General features: G+C 64.2%; 16 protein-coding genes. 8 read left to right on the top strand and 8 right to left on the bottom strand.

Annotated elements, in window-relative coordinates; genetic code table 11:
• Positions 1-18: 18 nt before the first annotated feature.
• Positions 19-849, bottom strand: a complete 831-nt coding sequence (locus AC0L2M_RS10780; protein ID WP_473534820.1) for a transglutaminase-like domain-containing protein — start codon at positions 847-849, stop codon at positions 19-21.
• 210 nt (positions 850-1,059) lie between these two features.
• On the opposite strand from AC0L2M_RS10780, the gene AC0L2M_RS10775 reads away from it, so the two are divergent.
• Together AC0L2M_RS10775 and sugE are read left to right on the top strand one after the other, a co-directional pair.
• On the top strand, positions 1,060-1,185 hold the full coding sequence (locus AC0L2M_RS10775) for a hypothetical protein (protein WP_023801558.1): 126 nt from the start codon (positions 1,060-1,062) through the stop codon (positions 1,183-1,185).
• 179 nt (positions 1,186-1,364) lie between these two features.
• Positions 1,365-1,679 carry a quaternary ammonium compound efflux SMR transporter SugE gene (gene sugE, locus AC0L2M_RS10770; protein ID WP_027152144.1) on the top strand — a complete coding sequence of 105 codons (315 nt, stop codon included), beginning with the start codon at positions 1,365-1,367 and terminating at the stop codon, positions 1,677-1,679.
• An 88-nt stretch (positions 1,680-1,767) separates the two neighbouring features.
• Here the strand turns inward: sugE and AC0L2M_RS10765 are convergent, their stop codons facing one another.
• Positions 1,768-2,196, bottom strand: coding sequence for a DUF6481 family protein (locus AC0L2M_RS10765; RefSeq protein WP_023801556.1), 429 nt, complete (start codon positions 2,194-2,196; stop codon positions 1,768-1,770).
• A gap of 243 nt (positions 2,197-2,439) precedes the next feature.
• Here AC0L2M_RS10765 and AC0L2M_RS10760 point away from each other — a divergent pair, with 243 nt between their 5' ends.
• The 3 genes from AC0L2M_RS10760 (at position 2,440) to AC0L2M_RS10750 (ending at position 6,043) form a co-directional block, all read left to right on the top strand.
• Complete coding sequence (locus tag AC0L2M_RS10760; RefSeq protein ID WP_473534859.1) at positions 2,440-3,501, top strand: LLM class flavin-dependent oxidoreductase; 1,062 nt, start codon at positions 2,440-2,442, stop codon at positions 3,499-3,501.
• A gap of 218 nt (positions 3,502-3,719) precedes the next feature.
• A complete protein-coding gene (locus AC0L2M_RS10755) occupies positions 3,720-4,883 on the top strand; it encodes an AI-2E family transporter (RefSeq protein WP_473523015.1) in 1,164 nt (387 codons plus the stop codon).
• Positions 4,884-5,041: 158 nt separating this feature from the next.
• On the top strand, positions 5,042-6,043 hold the full coding sequence (locus AC0L2M_RS10750) for an LLM class flavin-dependent oxidoreductase (protein WP_473534819.1): 1,002 nt from the start codon (positions 5,042-5,044) through the stop codon (positions 6,041-6,043).
• Between the two features lie 26 nt (positions 6,044-6,069).
• Here the strand turns inward: AC0L2M_RS10750 and AC0L2M_RS10745 are convergent, their stop codons facing one another.
• Positions 6,070-7,044, bottom strand: a complete 975-nt coding sequence (locus AC0L2M_RS10745) for a LacI family DNA-binding transcriptional regulator (protein WP_473534858.1) — start codon at positions 7,042-7,044, stop codon at positions 6,070-6,072.
• Between AC0L2M_RS10745 and AC0L2M_RS10740 the strand changes: the two genes are divergently transcribed.
• From AC0L2M_RS10740 to AC0L2M_RS10730, 3 genes are read left to right on the top strand one after another with little or no spacing between them, the layout of a single operon-like run.
• A complete protein-coding gene (locus tag AC0L2M_RS10740) occupies positions 6,938-8,224 on the top strand; it encodes a sugar ABC transporter ATP-binding protein (RefSeq protein WP_473534818.1) in 1,287 nt (428 codons plus the stop codon). The genes AC0L2M_RS10745 and AC0L2M_RS10740 overlap by 107 nt on opposite strands.
• On the top strand, positions 8,221-9,558 hold the full coding sequence (locus AC0L2M_RS10735; protein ID WP_473534817.1) for an ABC transporter permease: 1,338 nt from the start codon (positions 8,221-8,223) through the stop codon (positions 9,556-9,558). The genes AC0L2M_RS10740 and AC0L2M_RS10735 overlap by 4 nt, the downstream gene beginning before the upstream one ends.
• A complete protein-coding gene (locus tag AC0L2M_RS10730) occupies positions 9,555-10,523 on the top strand; it encodes a substrate-binding domain-containing protein (protein WP_473534816.1) in 969 nt (322 codons plus the stop codon). Before AC0L2M_RS10735 ends, AC0L2M_RS10730 begins: the two co-directional genes overlap by 4 nt.
• A gap of 286 nt (positions 10,524-10,809) precedes the next feature.
• On the opposite strand, the gene AC0L2M_RS10725 is transcribed toward AC0L2M_RS10730, so the two are convergent.
• From AC0L2M_RS10725 to AC0L2M_RS10705, 5 genes are read right to left on the bottom strand one after another with little or no spacing between them, the layout of a single operon-like run.
• A complete protein-coding gene (locus AC0L2M_RS10725; RefSeq protein WP_473534815.1) occupies positions 10,810-11,271 on the bottom strand; it encodes a MarR family winged helix-turn-helix transcriptional regulator in 462 nt (153 codons plus the stop codon).
• A complete protein-coding gene (locus tag AC0L2M_RS10720; protein ID WP_287213473.1) occupies positions 11,268-11,852 on the bottom strand; it encodes an amino acid synthesis family protein in 585 nt (194 codons plus the stop codon). Before AC0L2M_RS10720 ends, AC0L2M_RS10725 begins: the two co-directional genes overlap by 4 nt.
• Entirely contained in the window at positions 11,845-12,726 is an 882-nt protein-coding gene (locus AC0L2M_RS10715; RefSeq protein ID WP_473534814.1) for a UPF0280 family protein, read from the bottom strand. The genes AC0L2M_RS10720 and AC0L2M_RS10715 overlap by 8 nt, the downstream gene beginning before the upstream one ends.
• Positions 12,726-14,267 (bottom strand): 6-hydroxynicotinate reductase, encoded by a 1,542-nt coding sequence (locus AC0L2M_RS10710; RefSeq protein ID WP_473534813.1) that lies wholly within the window; start codon positions 14,265-14,267, stop codon positions 12,726-12,728. The genes AC0L2M_RS10715 and AC0L2M_RS10710 overlap by 1 nt, the downstream gene beginning before the upstream one ends.
• Entirely contained in the window at positions 14,264-17,122 is a 2,859-nt protein-coding gene (locus AC0L2M_RS10705; protein ID WP_473534812.1) for a molybdopterin-dependent oxidoreductase, read from the bottom strand. Before AC0L2M_RS10705 ends, AC0L2M_RS10710 begins: the two co-directional genes overlap by 4 nt.
• Positions 17,123-17,146 lie beyond the last annotated feature (24 nt).

Here is a 17,146-nt window from a genome sequence, read left to right as displayed (position 1 = left end):
GGCAAACCATCCGCTGGTTCAAGGCTGCTGCGTCGACGCCTGTTCGATGACTTCTTCCGTCCAGACCTTGAAACCGGCCAGCGTGCCCGGCCCGAAAATATGGGTCAGCGGCACATCGGCTGCGTCGCGGCCGGAGGCGATCAGGATGCGGCCGATGCGCGGCGCATTGTTGCGCGGATCGAAGGCATGCCAGCGACCGCCGAGGTAGACCTCCATCCAGGCGGCGAAGTCCATGTCCGACCAAGGCTTCGGCAGGCCGATGTCGCTGATGTAGCCGGTGCAATAGCGCGTCGGGATGTTCAAGGCGCGGCAGAAGGCGACGGCGAGATGGGCAAAGTCGCGGCAAACGCCGCTTTGCTCTCGATAGGCCTCTGTCGCCGTGCGCGTCGGCCGCGCGTTGCCGTAGTTGAAGATGATGTGGTTGTGGACGAAATCGCAGACCGCCTGCACGCGTGGAATACCGAGCGGTGAGTGGCCGAACAGCCGCCACGCCTCGCTCGCCAGCACGTCGCTCTCGCAATAGCGGCTCGGCAGCAGGAACAGCAATGTCTCCGACGGCAGGTCGCGCACCTCGTGCTGCCATGCCACCAGATCGCCGGTCTCGAAGGTTCCGGGATCGCGGATCACGGCGTCCGTGCCGAAGGTGAAGCGACCGGGCGGGGCGACAAGACGATTGCACCAATTGCCGAAACTGTCGCGGTAGCTCTCGATCGGCACCGGTGGGTTCGAAGTCAGGAAATCCGGCCGCTCGAGATCGGACGCGCGGGAATAGTGGACGTTGAGCATCGCGATCAGCGGCGTTTCCTGCGGAAAGTCGAAGCTCATCTCGCAGCCGATATGAATTCGCATTGTCGTCCTGACCGTCCTGCCGGATCACCACCCGGCGAAGGCACGGGCCGTTGCTGCAGTGCAAAAAGATCATCGCACGGACCAGCGTGGTTTACGAGCGAATTAGAAACGATTGACAGCCGACGGCTGGCGCCGGCGCCAGATTATGCCTCTTGCGGTCGGGCGTTTCTCTTGGTTCATTTCGCTTGCCACAATTGGAGGAAACGAATCATGGCTAAAGGTGCGATGAAGGCGGGCAAAGAAGCCCGCAAGCCGAAGAAGGACGCGAAGAAACCTGCCGCTGCCCCGACCCTGAAAGCGCCGCCCGTCAAGGCGACCAAACTCAAGGACAAGTAAGCCTCGGCGTTTCGGCGCAGTCATGACCGACGGCATTTCAGGACCATCGACATTCAGCGACTGGTCCTGAAGTGTTGTCGGCGCTGCTGTTGATTGGGCATTTCTAAATCAATGCGGCGAAGACGACTTCGCGCTTTCCGAAAAGACCGGGACGACCCGCAATCCAATGGAGCGTTCCGATGTCGTGGATTCTTCTCTTCTTCGCTGGCCTGTTCGAGATCGGCTGGGCTATTGGCCTCAAATACACTGATGGCTTTTCGAAGCCGCTTCCGACCATCCTGACGGTTGCCTCGATGGTCGTCAGTCTCGCCTTGCTCGGACTGGCGCTGAAGACCCTGCCGGTCGGCACGGCTTACGCGGTGTGGACCGGCATCGGCACCGTCGGCACGGCGCTGCTTGGCATCTGGCTGCTCGGTGAGCCTGCGACCGCGATCAGGCTGGCCTGCATCGCACTCATCGTCTGCGGCATCATAGGATTGAAACTCGCGACCTAGGTTTGCAGCAAGGCCGCAGCACAAACGCCTTCAGGGCCGCTGCAAGGCGGCCCTGAATTTTGATTGGTGAAATCGCGCTGTAGGAGCGCTAGCGAGCGGAAAAGCCCGGAGGCGTCCTGCCGGTGCGCTGCTTGCGCGCCGCATAGCGCGCGTCGCGCTTGGCTTTGCGCTCAGCCTCGTCGGCAAGCAAACGAGCGATGCGCTCGTTCTCTTCGGCTTCCCGGATCTTCGCTTCCGCCTGCGCCGCTTCTTCAGCAGCGATACGCGCCGCTTCGGCAGCAGCTTCGCGCTCGGCCTTTTCGGCCGCTTCGCGCGCCAGCTTCTCCTGCTTCAGCCTGGCCTTTTCGGCCTCGCGTATCGCACGGGCTTCGAGGATCGCCTTGCGTTCGGCCTGTCGTGCCAGCACCGCTGGATCGTCCGCTGCCGGCTTTGCCTTGAAGCGCTCGAGAAGCGCCTTCTTTGCCTCGTTTGCGGCATTGCGCCGCTCGAAAACGTCTTTTTCCCTATAGATAGCCAAGTCCACTTCCCTGGAGTCAATTTGCGAGGCTTACATACGCGTGAAAACCCAGAGTTCAAGCGCCAAAACGGTATGCCAGCCATGAAATTCTGAGCTGTTGCAGCCGGGAGACGCCTTTTCGGCTGAATTCGGCTGAAACGGACATGCACTGTTCACCATGCGACCCTCTGGCGGCGCGGCGGACTGGTCGCTACCTGTAGCGCGAAAACAAAACACCAGAACAAACCACCAGGATGACAGATGATGGAACTCGGTCTCTACACCTTCGCCGACGTCAGCCCGGAATCAGGCCCAGGCGCCATCGGTGCGCATGAGCGGCTGCGCAACCTGATCGAGGAGATCGAGCTGGCCGACCAGGTCGGCCTCGACGTGTTTGGGTTGGGCGAGCATCACCGTCCCGATTATGCGGCTTCAGCGCCGATCGTAGCCCTGGCCGCAGCCGCCGAACGCACCCGGCGCATAAAGCTGACCAGCGCGGTCACTGTGCTATCCTCCGACGATCCGGTCCGTGTCTTCCAGCAGTTTGCAACGCTCGACCTTCTATCCAGCGGCCGGGCTGAGATCATGGCTGGGCGCGGCTCGTTCATCGAATCCTTTCCGCTGTTCGGCTACAATCTTGAGGACTATGACGAGCTCTTTGCCGAAAAGCTCGATCTGCTGCTTGCCGTCCGCGATCATGTCAAGGTGAGCTGGTCGGGCAGGCTGCGCGCTCCGATCAACGATCGCGGCGTCTACCCCCGCCCGTTCCAGGACAGATTGCCGATCTGGATCGCGATCGGCGGCACGCCGCAATCCGCCGCGCGGGCCGGTGCGCTCGGCCTGCCGCTGGCGCTGGCCATCATCGGCGGCGAGCCGGCGCGGTTCGCGCCGCTGTTCGATATTTACAGGGAAGCGGCCAAACGGGCCGGCGACGATCCGGCTGATCTGGCCACCAGCCTCAACGTGCACGGCTTCATTGCCGCGACCACCGACCAGGCGGCCGACGATTTTTATGGGCCGCAGGCCGAGGTGATGAACCGCATCGGTCGCGAGCGCGGCTGGGGTCCGACGTCGAGAGCACATTTCGACCAGTCGCGCGGCCCGAACGGCGCGCTGTTCGTCGGCAACCCCGAACAGGTGGCCGAAAAGATCGTTGCCCAGCACAGGATATTCGGCAACGACCGCTTCCTGCTGCAAATGGCGATCGGCACCATGGCGCACGCCAAGATCATGAAGGCGATCGAACTCTACGGCACCAAGGTGGCACCGATCGTGCGCAAGGAGACGGCGAAGGCGATCCCTGCTGCGGCCGCGCCGGCCGTTTGATTCGCCGGCTAGATCGTAGGGCCAAGGTCATCGTCAGCGCCGGCTAAGCGCATCGGCCGCAAATCGGAATCGATTTTCGGGGCCGATGGTAAATTCAAAGCGTTAGAGCGTACTTTGAGCGTCCAAGTGGACGCACGTCGCTCCAGCGGAACCTTGAAGCCGCAAAGGCGTTTCCGCCAACAGCGTACACCAATCGCAGTGTGCCGCCGAGGGCCAGAATGAAAGCCGAACCCGCCGCTTCGGGTGCTGCCGAGAGCCCCGATCCGCGCGTCGAGGCGCGTGCGGACATGCACCTGATACGTTCGCTGCTAGTCGGCATCTTCTTCCTTATGGCGATCTACGCGCTCTCCTTCGCCCGCGCCTTCTTCATGCCGGTCATCCTGGCTTTCCTGCTGGCGCTGACGCTGACGCCGATCGTCCGCTTCCTGCGCAAACACGGCATGCCCGATGTGATATCGGCGACACTGCTGGTGGTGCTGTCGGTCAGCATCCTTGCCGTGGCCGGCTATCTGCTTAGCGGCCCGGTCATCGACCTCATCAACAACACCTCGGTGATTGGCCAGCAGCTGACCGAACGTCTCGCGCAACTGCGGCGTCCTTTCGAAAGGATCATGGACATTTCGCGGCAGATAGAGGGACTGACGCAGACCTCCCAAGGGCCGGGCGTCCAGAGGGTAGCCATGGCGCAATCGGGCATCCTCTCGCAAGCCGCCGGCAATTTGCTGTCGGCGGGCACCAGCCTCATCATCGTCTTCGTCCTGTCGCTGTTCCTGCTCGCGTCCGGCACGATGTTCTATGAGAAGATCGTCGAATCCTTCCCCAGTCTCAGCGAAAAGAAGCGGGCACTGCGCGTCGTCTATGACGTCGAACGTGAAATCTCGCACTATCTGCTTACCGTCGCCATCATCAATACATGCCTGGGCGTGGTCATCGGACTCGGCCTATGGGCACTCGGCATGCCCAACCCGCAGGTCTGGGGCGCAGCAGCGGCTCTGCTCAATTTCCTGCCCTATATCGGGGCGCTGATTACAATCACGCTTGTCACGATCATCGCGCTGATCAGCTTCGACAGCATCTCCTACGCGCTGCTGGCGCCGGCCTTCGTGCTGTTGTGCGATACCGTCGAGGGCCAATTCGTGACGCCGACGGTGGTTGGCCGGCGCCTAGAGATCAACGCCGTGGCGATCCTCATCGCCATTGCCTTCTGGTCCTGGCTGTGGGGTTTCGTCGGCGCGCTGATGGCGGTGCCGCTGCTGGTCGTCATCAAGGTGTTCTGCGATCATTTCGACGAGCTCAGCCATGTCGGCAATTTCCTGGCGGCGCAACATACGGCGGTTGAGGACGAAGAGATTTCAGAAACCGACACGGCTGCGGGCGCATGATCCGAGAAGCGGGATAAGCTGCGGCAGGCAGCCGTGGATACTAAATTCCAGAGCGTCCCTTTTTGCTTGAGTGGACTCATGGGCGTCAGTTCAATTTTTTGAATTTGCGGCCGTCGCGGTCGGTTCCTACATCCCTCCCGTCCACAGGATCCCCGCCCATGACCGCACTTTCGGTTCTCGACCTGTCGCCGATCGTCGAAGGCAGCAACGCTTCGCAATCGCTCACCAATTCGCTCGATCTCGCCCGCCATGCCGAGCGGCTGGGGTACAGGCGCTATTGGCTGGCCGAGCATCACAATATGCCGGGCATCGCCAGCGCCGCCACCTCCGTCGTCATTGCCCATGTCGCCGGCGGCACCACAACGATACGCGTCGGAGCCGGCGGCATCATGCTGCCCAACCATTCGCCGCTGGTCATTGCCGAGCAGTTCGGCACACTTAACGCGTTGCATCCAGGCCGCATCGACCTCGGCCTCGGCCGGGCGCCGGGCACCGACATGGGCACGGCGCGTGCGCTGCGCCGCAACCTCGACGCCGGCGCCGACAGTTTCCCGCAGGATGTCGTCGAACTGATGGGCTATTTCCAGCCGGCCGAAGACGGTCAGCGTATCCGCGCCGTGCCCGGCGAGGGCGAGCAGGTGCCGATCTGGATTCTGGGCTCGAGCCTCTATGGTGCGCAGCTCGCAGCCATGCTCGGCCTGCCCTACGCCTTCGCCTCGCATTTCGCGCCGGCCGAACTCGACCACGCACTGGAGATCTATCGCTCGCGCTTCCAGGCGTCGAAACAGCTCGACAAGCCCTATGTCATGCTCGGCCTCAACGTGTTCGCTGCACCCTCCGACGCCGAAGCGCGGCTGTTGTTCACCTCGCTGCAGCAGGCCTTCGTCAATCTGCGCACAGGCCGGCCCGGCCGCTTGCCGCCGCCGGTCGACGGATATGAGCGCGACCTCGACCCGATGGCCAAAACCATGCTCGACCAGGCGCTGTCCTGCGCCGTCGTCGGCGGCCCGGAAACGGTCAGGCAAGGCATCGAAGCGTTCGTGCAGCGCACCGGCGCCGACGAGCTGATGGTCACCGCGCAGATTTTCGACCACGCAGCGCGGGTGCGATCCTTCGAGATCCTGGCCAACGTCCACAAATCGCTGTCGGAAGCGGCCTGACTTTTTTGCGAGGCTGCGAAGGCGCGTTAGGCGCTGACGCTTTGTGCGATCGCCCCCAGCGGCGCGCCAAGGGGCCGGCATGAATTGCGGATCATCAGGCGTCCCTTGAGCGTCAGCTTGCGCGGCGGCGCGTCCCTGTTTCCGGCTAGGCGGTCGAGCAGCAGATTGGCCGCCTGCTCACCGATCGCCTTGACCGGTTGTGCGACCGTGGTCAGTTGCGGCTGGAACACGTCCGACCACGGAAAATCGTCGAAGCAGGCAACCGAAATGTCCTCGGGGCAGGACAGCCCGATATCGCGGATCGCCTTCATGGTGCCGATCACCATCGGGTTGTTGGCCGAGAAGACCGCGCTCGGGCGGTCGTGCAGCGAAAGCAGCTGCATCGTCGCGTTGTAGCCGTCGACTTCATGGAAATTGCCGAAGCGGACAAGCTCGCTCTCGACCGGCAGGCCGGCAGCCTGGAGCGCCTCGCGATATCCCGTCATGCGGTCATGCATTGGCGAGATGTCGAACGATCCGGAGATGTAGCCGATCCGCCGGTGGCCGAGATCGATCAGATGGGTGATGGCGTCGAACACCGCGCGCTGGTTGTCGAGAACGACGGAGTCGGTATCGACGCCTTCGCAAACGCGGTCGAGCAGCACCACCGGCACGTTGGCGTCGTCGACAATTCTCTTCAGGATCGCGCCGTCGCCGACGCGCGCAACAATCAGTCCGTCGACCATTCTGTCGAGCAGCAGTCTGATCTGGTCGTCCTGCGTGTTCAGGTCCTCGTCCGTGCAGCACAGCATGACCGCATAGCCGGCGCGGTCGAATGCCTGCTGGATGACCGAAACGACATCGGTGAAGAACGGATTGGTGATGTGGGGAACGGTCAGCCCGATGGTGCGGGTCGTGCCCATCTTCAGGCTGCGGGTCCCCGAGCTCAGCGTTGCCGACAATATCTTCCTGGGGCGCGAGAAGCTGATCGCCGGACTTATCGTCGACCGCAAGGCAAGCAGCCATGCCGCCGGCGCCCTGCTGCAGAGGCTCGGCATCGAGCTCAACCCGGAGGCGCGGGTCGGCAGCCTGCGTGTCGGCGAGCAGCAGCTGGTCGAGATCGCCAAGGCACTGTCGATGTCGGCGCGCATCCTGATCATGGACGAGCCGACTTCCGCACTTTCGCCGGCCGAATGCCAAAGGCTGTTTCGGATCATCCGCCAGCTCGCCGACAACGGGGTGGCGATCGTCTACATCTCGCACCGCATCGACGAGGTCATGCATCTGGCCAGGCGGGTCACCGTGTTTCGCGATGGACGCCGCGTGCTGACCGAGGCGATGGCAAAGCTCGACGAAGACACCATCATTTCGGCGATGGTCGGGCGCAACCTGCTTGCCTCTTCCCAGGAAGAGCGTGGTCCCAGCGGCAAGATCGTCCTCTCGGTAAGCGGCCTATGGCTGTCGAAACCAGACCGCCACGCCTGGCGCACCGCGCTCGACGGCGTCGCCTTCGATCTTGCCGAAGGCGAAATTCTGGGGATAGGCGGGCTGCTGGGCTCGGGACGCACCGAAATCCTGGAGACCATCTTCGGTTCCAGCAGCGGCCGTGCCGGCGGCGAAATCCGGCTCGACGGCGAGCCGGTGGAAATCCGTTCGCGGCGCGATGCACGCCGCCTCGGCATCGCCCTGGTGACCGAGGACCGCAAGACGCAAGGCCTGCATCTTCAGGCGTCGATTACCGACAATGTCGCGCTGCCGCTGGTCGGCGCGCTGGCGCGGTTCGGCCTTCGCTCGCGGGCCGCCGAGCAAGGCTTGGCGCGGCACGCGGTCAAGGCGCTCGGTATTCGCTGCGGGACCATCGAGCAGCCGGCCGGCACACTGTCCGGCGGCAACCAGCAGAAGGTCGTCATCGGCAAGTGGCTGGCAACGCGGCCGCGGGTGCTGCTGCTGGACGAGCCGACACGCGGCATCGATGTCGGCGCCAAGCGGGAGATCTACGACCTGATCTTCAAGCTGGCGCGAGACGGCCTCGCCATCGCCGTCATCAGCTCGGAATTGCCGGAGCTGCTGCATCTTTCCGATCGCATCCTGGTCATGGCCGATGGTCGCCAGACGGGGATCCTTTCCCGCGCGCAAGCCAGTGAGGAGGCCATCATGCGGCTCGCGGCGCCGCGCCGGACCATGACGAGACCCGCAGCATGAGCATCTTGAACATCCTGTCCCGGACGAAGCTCTATTGGGGCCTGATCGCCATCTTCCTGATCGGCGTGCTGGGCTCGCCGATCAGTTCCAAGGGCAACAACATCTTCCTGTCCTACGGCAATCTGCTCGATGTGCTGCGCCAGGTGTCGACCACCGGCCTGATCGCCACCGGCATGACGGCGGTGATCATCACCGGCGGCATCGATCTTTCCGTCGGCTCGCTGATGGCGATCTGCACCGTGGTCTGCGCCATGCTGCTGACGGTTCCGGGCGTCACGCCGGCGGTGGTGCTGGGGGTGCCGACAGTTGCCGTTGTCGCCCTTTGCCTCGGCATTCTGGTCACCCGCTTCATCTTCCTGAACATCGAAAAATCGCGCGCCGGCCCGCAGGCCACCCACGCCATCAGGCTGGATAGCGTTCGTGGGCTGGTCACGCCCGGCATTGTCGGGGTGATCCTCTGCAGTCTGGTGCTGTGGTTCCTGCTGCCGCAGGTCGGCTCGAAATTCGGCGTGCTCGGCGTGTTGCTGGTGGCGCCTTGCGTCGGCTTGCTGTTCGGCGCGCTCAACGGCTTCATCATCGTTGCCGGGCGGCTGCAGCCTTTCATCGTCACGCTGGCGATGATGGTGACGGCGCTCGGCATCGCCCGGCTGACCGCCGGCCAGAACAATGCGGTGCTGCCGGTCTACACCGGGTCGAACGCCACCGCCGATTTCGAAATGCTGCGCTCGCTGGTGTTCGGCGTGATCCCGATGCCGGGCCTGTTCTTCCTCGGAGCGATCCTGATCTACGGCGCGGTGCTGCGCTTCACGCCGTTCGGCCGCTATGTCTACGCCATCGGCGGCAACGAAGAGGCGGCGCGGCTGTCCGGCATCGCCGCCGGCCGCGTCAAGATCGCCACCTACGCCGTATCCGGGTTGCTGGCCGGCGTGGCGGCGGTGCTCTATGTCGCGCAATACAGGCAAGGCAAGCCGGATGCCGGCGCCGGGCTGGAGCTCGATGCCATCGCTGCCGTGGTCATCGGCGGCACCAGCCTGATGGGCGGTCGCGGCAGCCTGATGGGCGGTCGCGGCAGCCTCATCGGCACATTCTGCGGCGTGCTGATCTTCGGACTGCTCTCGAACATCCTGCAATTGCACAACATCAATTCGAACCTTCAGCTCGTGCTGAAGGGGATGATCATCATCGGCACCGTGCTCGTCCAGGAGCGCAATGCCGTTGATCTTCTCTACTATCTGCGCCTGCCTGGCGGAAAAGCGGCGCACAAGGAAACGACCGCAGCAAAGCGGCCGTCAAAAGAGACCCCGTCTTTAAATCTTGGAGGAAACAAGAAATGAAACGACGTGAATTGCTGAAGCTTGCCGCTGTCACCGCGGCACTGCTGACCACGACCGCGCTTTTGGCCAGCGGCAACGCCTACGCACAGGACAAGAAGTGGAAGATCGGCTTCTCGCAGGTGACGACCGTCGAGCCGTGGCGCGCCCAGTTCAACAAGGACATCCTGGCCGAGGCCGCCAAGCATCCGGAAGTCGAGCTGATCGTCACCGACGGCGAGGACAAGACGGAAAAGCAGGTCGCCGATGTCGAGAACCTGATCCGCCAGGAAGTCGACGCGCTGCTGGTGTCACCGAAGGAATCCGCGGGGTTGACCGGTGTCGTGCAGCAAGCGATCGACGCCAAGATCCCGGTCTTCGTGCTCGACCGCAACGTCGAGACCAAGGACTACACGCAGTTCGTCGGCGGCGACAACAAGCTGATCGGCCGGGCTGCCGGTGAATACGCCGTCGAATTGCTCGGCGGCAAGGGCAAGGCATCAGGCAATGTCGTCGAGATCTGGGGCGGAATGGGTACCCAGCCGGCACATGACCGCCATGACGGCTTCCATGAATTCACTGACAAGGAGCCGGGCATAAAATATTTGCTCGACCAGCAGTCGGGCGACTGGAAGCAGGACCAGGCCTACAACATCATGGCCACGGCGCTGCGCAACAACGAGAAGATCGACCTCGTCTATGGTCATAACGACCCGATGGCCTACGGCGCCTATCTTGCCGCCAAGGACGTCGGCCGCGAGAAGGACATCAAGTTCATCGGCATCGACGGCCTGCCCAATGAAGGCGTGCAGCTTGTTGCCAATGGTGAGCTGACGGCGACGTTCACCTATGTGACGCCGGGCGCCGAAGGGCTGCGGCAGGCGATCAAGTTCCTGAACGGCGAGAAGGTCGAAAAGACCATCACGCTGCCGACGCAGAAGATCACCAAGGAAAATGCCGCCCAGATCCTGAAGGAGCACGGGCTCTGAGGCGTGTCGCCGGTGAGGGCGCTTGAGGGACGCGGCATAGCGCTGCCCCTCATCCGCCTGCCGGCACCTTCTCCCCGTATAGTGACGGGGAGAAGGGGACTGACCGGAAACGCTGCACCCTTTTTTCAACGCTGGCGATTGGCGAAACCATCGGTGGCGGCTTCCCGTCACTATACGGGGAGAAATGCCCGGCAGGGCAATGAGGGGCAGCGCAGACCGAACAAGCTGACTAGGCCAGGTATCCGAAAATGCGGACTCTTACGGCCTAGGCTGACCAAGGCCGCGCTCACGCCAGCTTGGCCAAAAGCCTCATGAAAATGGCGGCCTCCTTGGCCGAAAGCGGCGCCAGCGTTTCCTGCGTGATGTCGCGGGCGATCGGGATCAGCCGCTCGACAGCCTTGCGGCCTTCAGCAGTCAGATTGACCAGCAGGCGCCTTTTGTCGACCTCATGCTTGGAAAGCTCGACCAGGCCGCGCGCCTTGAGCCGGTCGATGACACCTTTCACCGTCGCCGCGTCCATGGCGATCAGGCTGCCAAGCTGGTTCTGCGAGGTCTCGCCGACATCGTGCAACTTGGCCAGGGCGGCGAATTGCGGCGGCGTCAGGTCGGCGATGTGCGCGGCGAAGATCGAGACATGGCGCTGGTGAGCCTTGCGCAGGATGAAGCCGACCTGCTCCTGCAGGCGGTAATCGTTCTCGTCAGGCTCCTCGGCCTCGACCAGCTTGAGCTTGATGTCTTCGGCGCTCACCGCAGTCCGTCCCACGCCTTGATGTCCTTTGCCGCGAGGCCGCCCATGCGGTCGTGCACGCGCGGGCCGCAGGTCATGGCGAGGCAGAACAGGATCTCGTCGGGACGAGGGCCGTCGCTGATGCCGACCTCCATGGCGTCGAAATGGCTGCGCACATAGGCGGCGTTGATATGGCCGAGCGGCACGTCGAGCCGCGAGCCGAAGGCGCCGACCTTCTTTGCCGATGGCACGATCGCCTTGGCGTCGCCGAGCCGCTCGCGCATGGCATAGCCGCCAGGCACATGCCACAGCGCGCCATGCTCCAGCTCGCCGGCGATACCGACGATGGCGCCCTTGCCGTAGCCGTCGATCTGTTTCACGTCGCCACCCAATGCGGTGATGAGCTTGTCGGAGAGCAGCAGGCCGAGCGGCTTCAGATCGTCCATGGCGCTCTGCAGATCTTCCACGTAGCGGCCGGCGAATGGGTTGTTCACTACCGCCATTGCGGCGGCGCGGCGGCGCGGCACCTTCGCCACCGGCCCGCCCTCATGAAATATCTCCTCGGTCAGCACCGCAATCTTGCGGATCGCAAACTCAGGCATGGGCAATTTCCTTCCTTGATTTCTCGTTGGGCGCAACGAGCGCCATGGGGCCGGCGATCCGTGCCTGACCGGCAAGGAACAAGGCTGAAGCGGCAATCAGGCCGTTTCGCCGAAACTCCTCGGCGACGGCGAGCCCCCAGTCCAGCGCGACGGCGATTTCGCCTGATGAAAGCGCGCCGACGCCCTGGGTGACCAGGCGATCGCCAAGGTCGCTGTCGGGCGCCAGATCGCGTGCCGGCATGCGCTCGATGGCGCGATGACCGGGCAGGTCGACGGCGTTGGCGATCAGGGTGGCGGCTGCATCGGCTTCAGCACCGGTCCGCGCCAGCACGGTAACAGCGTCGGCGATCCCGAGCGAAAAGGAACGGCCGCGCCAGCCGCTGGTCGCGATGCCGCGAATCCCGTCTTCGGCACGGATCGCGATCCGGTCTGCCAGTCCATGGCCCGTCCCGGCAATGGCAAGCGTCATGGACCGGCCATTGCCGAGATGGATCGCGCTGTCGCCACCATTGTTGACATAGGCGCGATCGAGCCGGCGGCCGGCCAGCAGCGTAGCAAGCATTTCGTCGGCTACCGAACCGGCGACCGCAGCCATCGGCGTGATGAATTGTTTCGCCAGCGGAACAACCGCCGCTTCCATACGTCGCGCCGTAGGGCCAGCGAAAGCCCGGGGTCGCGACGAGGCCGGCCGGCGTAGTTCTGGCAGTTCGTCGACGAGTTCTGGCAGGATTGTTTGAAACCGCGCCACCGCCTGGCTATAGGCGGCGCGGCGTTCGTCCGCATCGCCAAATGCCTCGACGATCAGGTCGATCGGGCCATGATTGAGATGCAGCCGCCTGCCGTCCTCAAGCCAATGCGCCTGCGGGCCGTTCATCACTTTGCCCCGTCTGCCGCTGTGCGCCGGAGCTGCGCCAGCGGCGGCCATGGATTGCTGGCTGGCGCAGACGTGCCGCGGCGCGGGTTGAGATACTCGCCGCCTTTGGCGAGAATGTCGTCAACGCTGCGGATCTCGGCTTCGTAGCCGCCGAGCCTGATATAATCGTCGCGGCGCAGGGTGAACTCGATCGGCGCCACCAGTGCCGGCGTCGGCACATAGCCGAAGGCGCCTTCCGGCACGCGGGTGACGTCGACCATCAGCGTGATGCCGCCGCCCGGCCAGACATAGACCGGCGCGCCGCCGACCGTCACATACGTCGTCAGGCCCTGCACCGAGCGGGTCAGATTGACCGGGTTCTCGGTGACGCCGGCGCGCAGCGAGCCGCCGGCGCCGCCGACGAACAGCACGGTGCACAGCGCCGGCTCGCAATTGTCCTCGATCAGGCCGACGGATTTCTGCAGTCGCTCGGGGAACGGTTTCTGCATCGGCTTCAAGGCGTCGTCGAGCTCGTAATAGGCGAACTGCTCGCCGGTGGTCGAGACCATCAGCAGCGACAGGCCGGGACGCGCGCCCTTCTTCGCATTCCATTCGCCAAGGATCGACAGCGGGTTGGAAATGCTGGTGCCGCCCCAGCCGAGGCCGGGCTCCGACACCTTGAAATAGCGACCCGGCGTCGAACGGCGGCCGATGATTTTTATGCCCGTGTCCTGCCAGCCGAGCACCTTGCCTGCCTGATGCTCGGAGACGACGCCGGTGATGTGATCGTCGACCACCACCACCTCGTCGACCAGGCCGCGCCACTGGGTGGCGAACATGCCGATGGTGGCCGAGCCGCAGCCGACGCGCATCCGCTGCTCGAGCTTGCCGTCGATGACCGGCGGCTTGCCGGCTTCGACGACGACCACAGCGCCGCCGTCGATGGTGAGTTCGACCGGCTTGCGATTGCATAGATTGAGCAGCGCATCGCAGGTGGCGCGGCCTTCGGCTTTCGAGCCGCCGGTCAGATGATGCACGCCGCCCAGCGACAGCATCTGCGAGCCATATTCGCCTGTCGTGACATGGCCGATCGCCTCGCCTCCGGCGCGCACAATCGCCGTTTCGGGGCCGATATGACGGTCGGTGTCGATCTTCACCTTGAGGCCGCAGTAGGAGAAGATGCCCTCGGTGACGACGGTGACGAGATCGACGCCTTCGACCTCCTGGCTGACGATGAAAGGCGCCGGCTTGTAGTCGGGATAGGTGGTGCCGGCGCCGATCGCGGTGACGAAGCGGCGGCCGGTGTTGACCAGCTCGCCGTCCCATTCTTCGCCCTCGGCGACAAACGGCACGACCGCGCCGCCGGCCTCGGTCGCGTGGTCGAGGATGGTCAGCGGATCCATCCGCACGATCCTGCCGCCGACATTGCCGTAGCGGTCGCAGGCGCCGGTGCGGCCGTCTGCTATGTAGCACATGACCGGGCAGGCATCGCAGCGGATCTTTTCCGCCACCTGCTTCTCGCCGGGATCATGCGTCTCGAAACGTTCGGCAAGCTCGCTCATCGGCGTGCCTCCTTGTCGCGGATCGCGGCGCGGGTGCGGCTCGGCGTCGCCGGAATTTTGCTGACCAGGACACCGGTGGCATGGCGGATGGCGTTGAGGATCGCCGGTGCCGTCGGGATCAGCACATGCTCGCCCAGGCCCTTGGCGCCAAACGGTCCTTCCGGATCCGGAACTTCGATCAGGATGGTCTCGATCGGCGGCACGTCGCCGATCGTCGGGATCAGGTAGTCGTGCAGATTCTCGGTGCGGCCGGGGATGTATTCCTCCATCAGCGCCATGCCGATGCCTTGCGCGATGCCGCCCTCGATCTGGCCTTCGGCGAGCAGAGGATTGACCGCCTTGCCGACATCATGCGCTGCGGTGATCTTGATCAGCTTCACCGTGCCGAGCTTGAGGTCGACCTCCAGTTCGGCGATCTGCGCGCCGTAGCCATAGACGGCATAAGGCTTGCCCTGGCCCCTGGCGTCGAGCGGCAGGGTCGGCGGGTCATAGCTTTCCTCGGCGCGAAAGACCAAGCCGTCGGCATCGGCCTTCAGCGTGGACAAATCGATATGCCGTGTCGCTTCGCCTTCGCGGATGACCAGGCTTGCGCCATCCAGAGCGATCGCCGCTCTCTCCGACACATTGGCAAAGCGCAGCATGGTCTCGCGCAAAGCACGGCCGGCTTTTTCGGCGGCCTTGCCGGTCACGAAGGTCTGGCGCGAGGCCGACGTCTTGCCGGCGTCCGGCGTGATCGCCGTGTCGGCGCTTTTCAAGCGGAATTTTTCGAGCGGCAGGCCGAGCGCGTCGGCGCAGATCTGCGCAATGACCGTGTTCGAACCTTGCCCGATATCGACCGCGCCCTGATGCAGGACGACATCGCCTTCAGCCGAGATGCCGACCCTGATGGTCGACGGATTGGGCAGCGAGGTGTTGCCGCAGCCATACCAGCAGGAGGCGACGCCGACGCCGCGTTTCCGGGTTTCGTTGGCACTGTTGAATGTATCGGCATCGACAAGCGCACGCCTCCAATGCGGGCGCAGCGCTTCGAGGCACTCGGCGATGCCGACGCCCGATTCCAGCCTCTGTCCGGTAACCGTTTCGGAGCCGTTACGAAGACAGTTTTTCACCCGAAAATCGAGCCGGTCCAGGCCAAGCTTTTCGGCCAGCTCGTCATAGAGCGTCTCCTGCATGATCGTCGCCTGCGGCACGCCGAAACCGCGGAAGGCGCCGGAGATCGGGCCATTCGTGTGGATGGCGCGGCCTTCGGCCCGATAGTTCGGCGTCGCATAGGGACCGGAGGCGTGCACCGGCACGCGGTTGGCGACGGTCGGTCCCCAACTCGCATAGGCGCCGGTGTTGAAATCGCCGGCGAAGACCATGCCGGTGACGCGGCCATCGGCATCGGCGCCGATGGTCGCCTTCATCTCGGCGGGATGACGCTTGGTGGTCGAGATCATCGATTCATGACGGGTATAGGCGAGTGCCGCCGGCCGCCCGGTCTTCATCGCCACCAGACCGATCAGCGGCTGCAACGAAACGTCGAGCTTGGAGCCGAAGCCGCCGCCGGTGGCGGTCGGCACGATCCGCACCTTGTCGACGGCAAGGCCAAGCACTTTTGCCACGTCGTCGCGGTCCATATAGGGCGCCTGCGTGCAGGCGACGACGACCAGCGTGTCGCCGTCCATATAGGCATAGCCGGCTTCCGGCTCGATATAGGCGTGCTCGACATAGGACGTGTCGATGGCGCCGGAAACAGTGAACGCAGCGCCGGCAAGGGCGGCTTCGGGGTCACCGCGCTCGACAAAGCCTGATGTGAGCAGGTTTGCCGGCCGGTTCTCGTGGATCAGCTGCACGCCGCCGGCCTGCGCCTCGCATGGCTGCAGGACATGCGGCAACTCGGCCCAACGAACAGGAAAATCCGCAAGGTCGAGATCGAGGATGGCCTCGCGCTCGCCGGCAACCAGCGCCACCGCCTCGCCGCGAAAGCGCGAAAAATCCTCGGCCAGCGCCGGCTGGTCGGCGAAAGGCGCAATGACGCCGAAGCAGTTCTTTCCCGGAATGTCGGCAGCGGTGAAGACGCCGACGATGCCGGGATGGACTTTCACCCAGGCGTCGAGATCGCCGAAGGCGAAGCGGGCGTGATAATGCGGCGAGCGAACCACCAGCACCGCCAGCGCTTCGGCCGGGAAGGAATCGCCGCCGAATCTTTCGCCGCCGGTGACTTTCGGCAGGCCGTCGAGGCGAATTGGAGAGGAGCCGACGGCGTGGCCTGAGATTGGCATTCTGCGGTCAAGATCGAGAGAAGGGGTCGCCAGCGCACAAACTTGTCCTTTCTCCCCGTCATTATACGGGGAGAAGGTGCCGGCAGGCGGATGAGGGGCAGCGCCGTCGGTCGAAAATTCGCTCGCGAACCGTCCAGCATCCATCACCGCAGCGACGATCTTGCGATAGCCGGTGCAGCGGCAGAGGACGCCGCCCAGGGCATCCTGGGTTTCGGCCTCGGTTGGATTGGGGTTGCTGTCCAGAAGCGCTGTCGCCGCGATGAGCAGGCCGGGTGTGCAGATGCCGCATTGCGCCGCGCCATGGTCGAGGAACGAGGCCTGCAGCGCCGACAATCTGCGGTTGGCGAGACCCTCGACCGTGGTCACCACGGAGCCAGCGGCAGAAGCCGCAGACATGAGGCAGGCGCAGACGGGTTCGCCGTCGACAAGCACCGTGCAGGCGCCGCAATCGCCGGCGTCGCAGCCGACCTTGGTGCCGGTCAGGCGCAATTCGTCACGCAGCACCGAAGAGAGACGGCGAACCGGCGGCACGCAGACAGAAACGGCGGCGCCGTTGACCTCGAAGGCGATGTCGGCACGCTCCATGCTCATGCCAGGCTGAGCTCCGCTCATGCC

This window comes from Mesorhizobium sp. WSM4806 (assembly GCF_055811635.1).
Note: the sequence above shows the minus strand (reverse complement) of the source record. Positions and strands in the feature narration are given on the sequence as shown.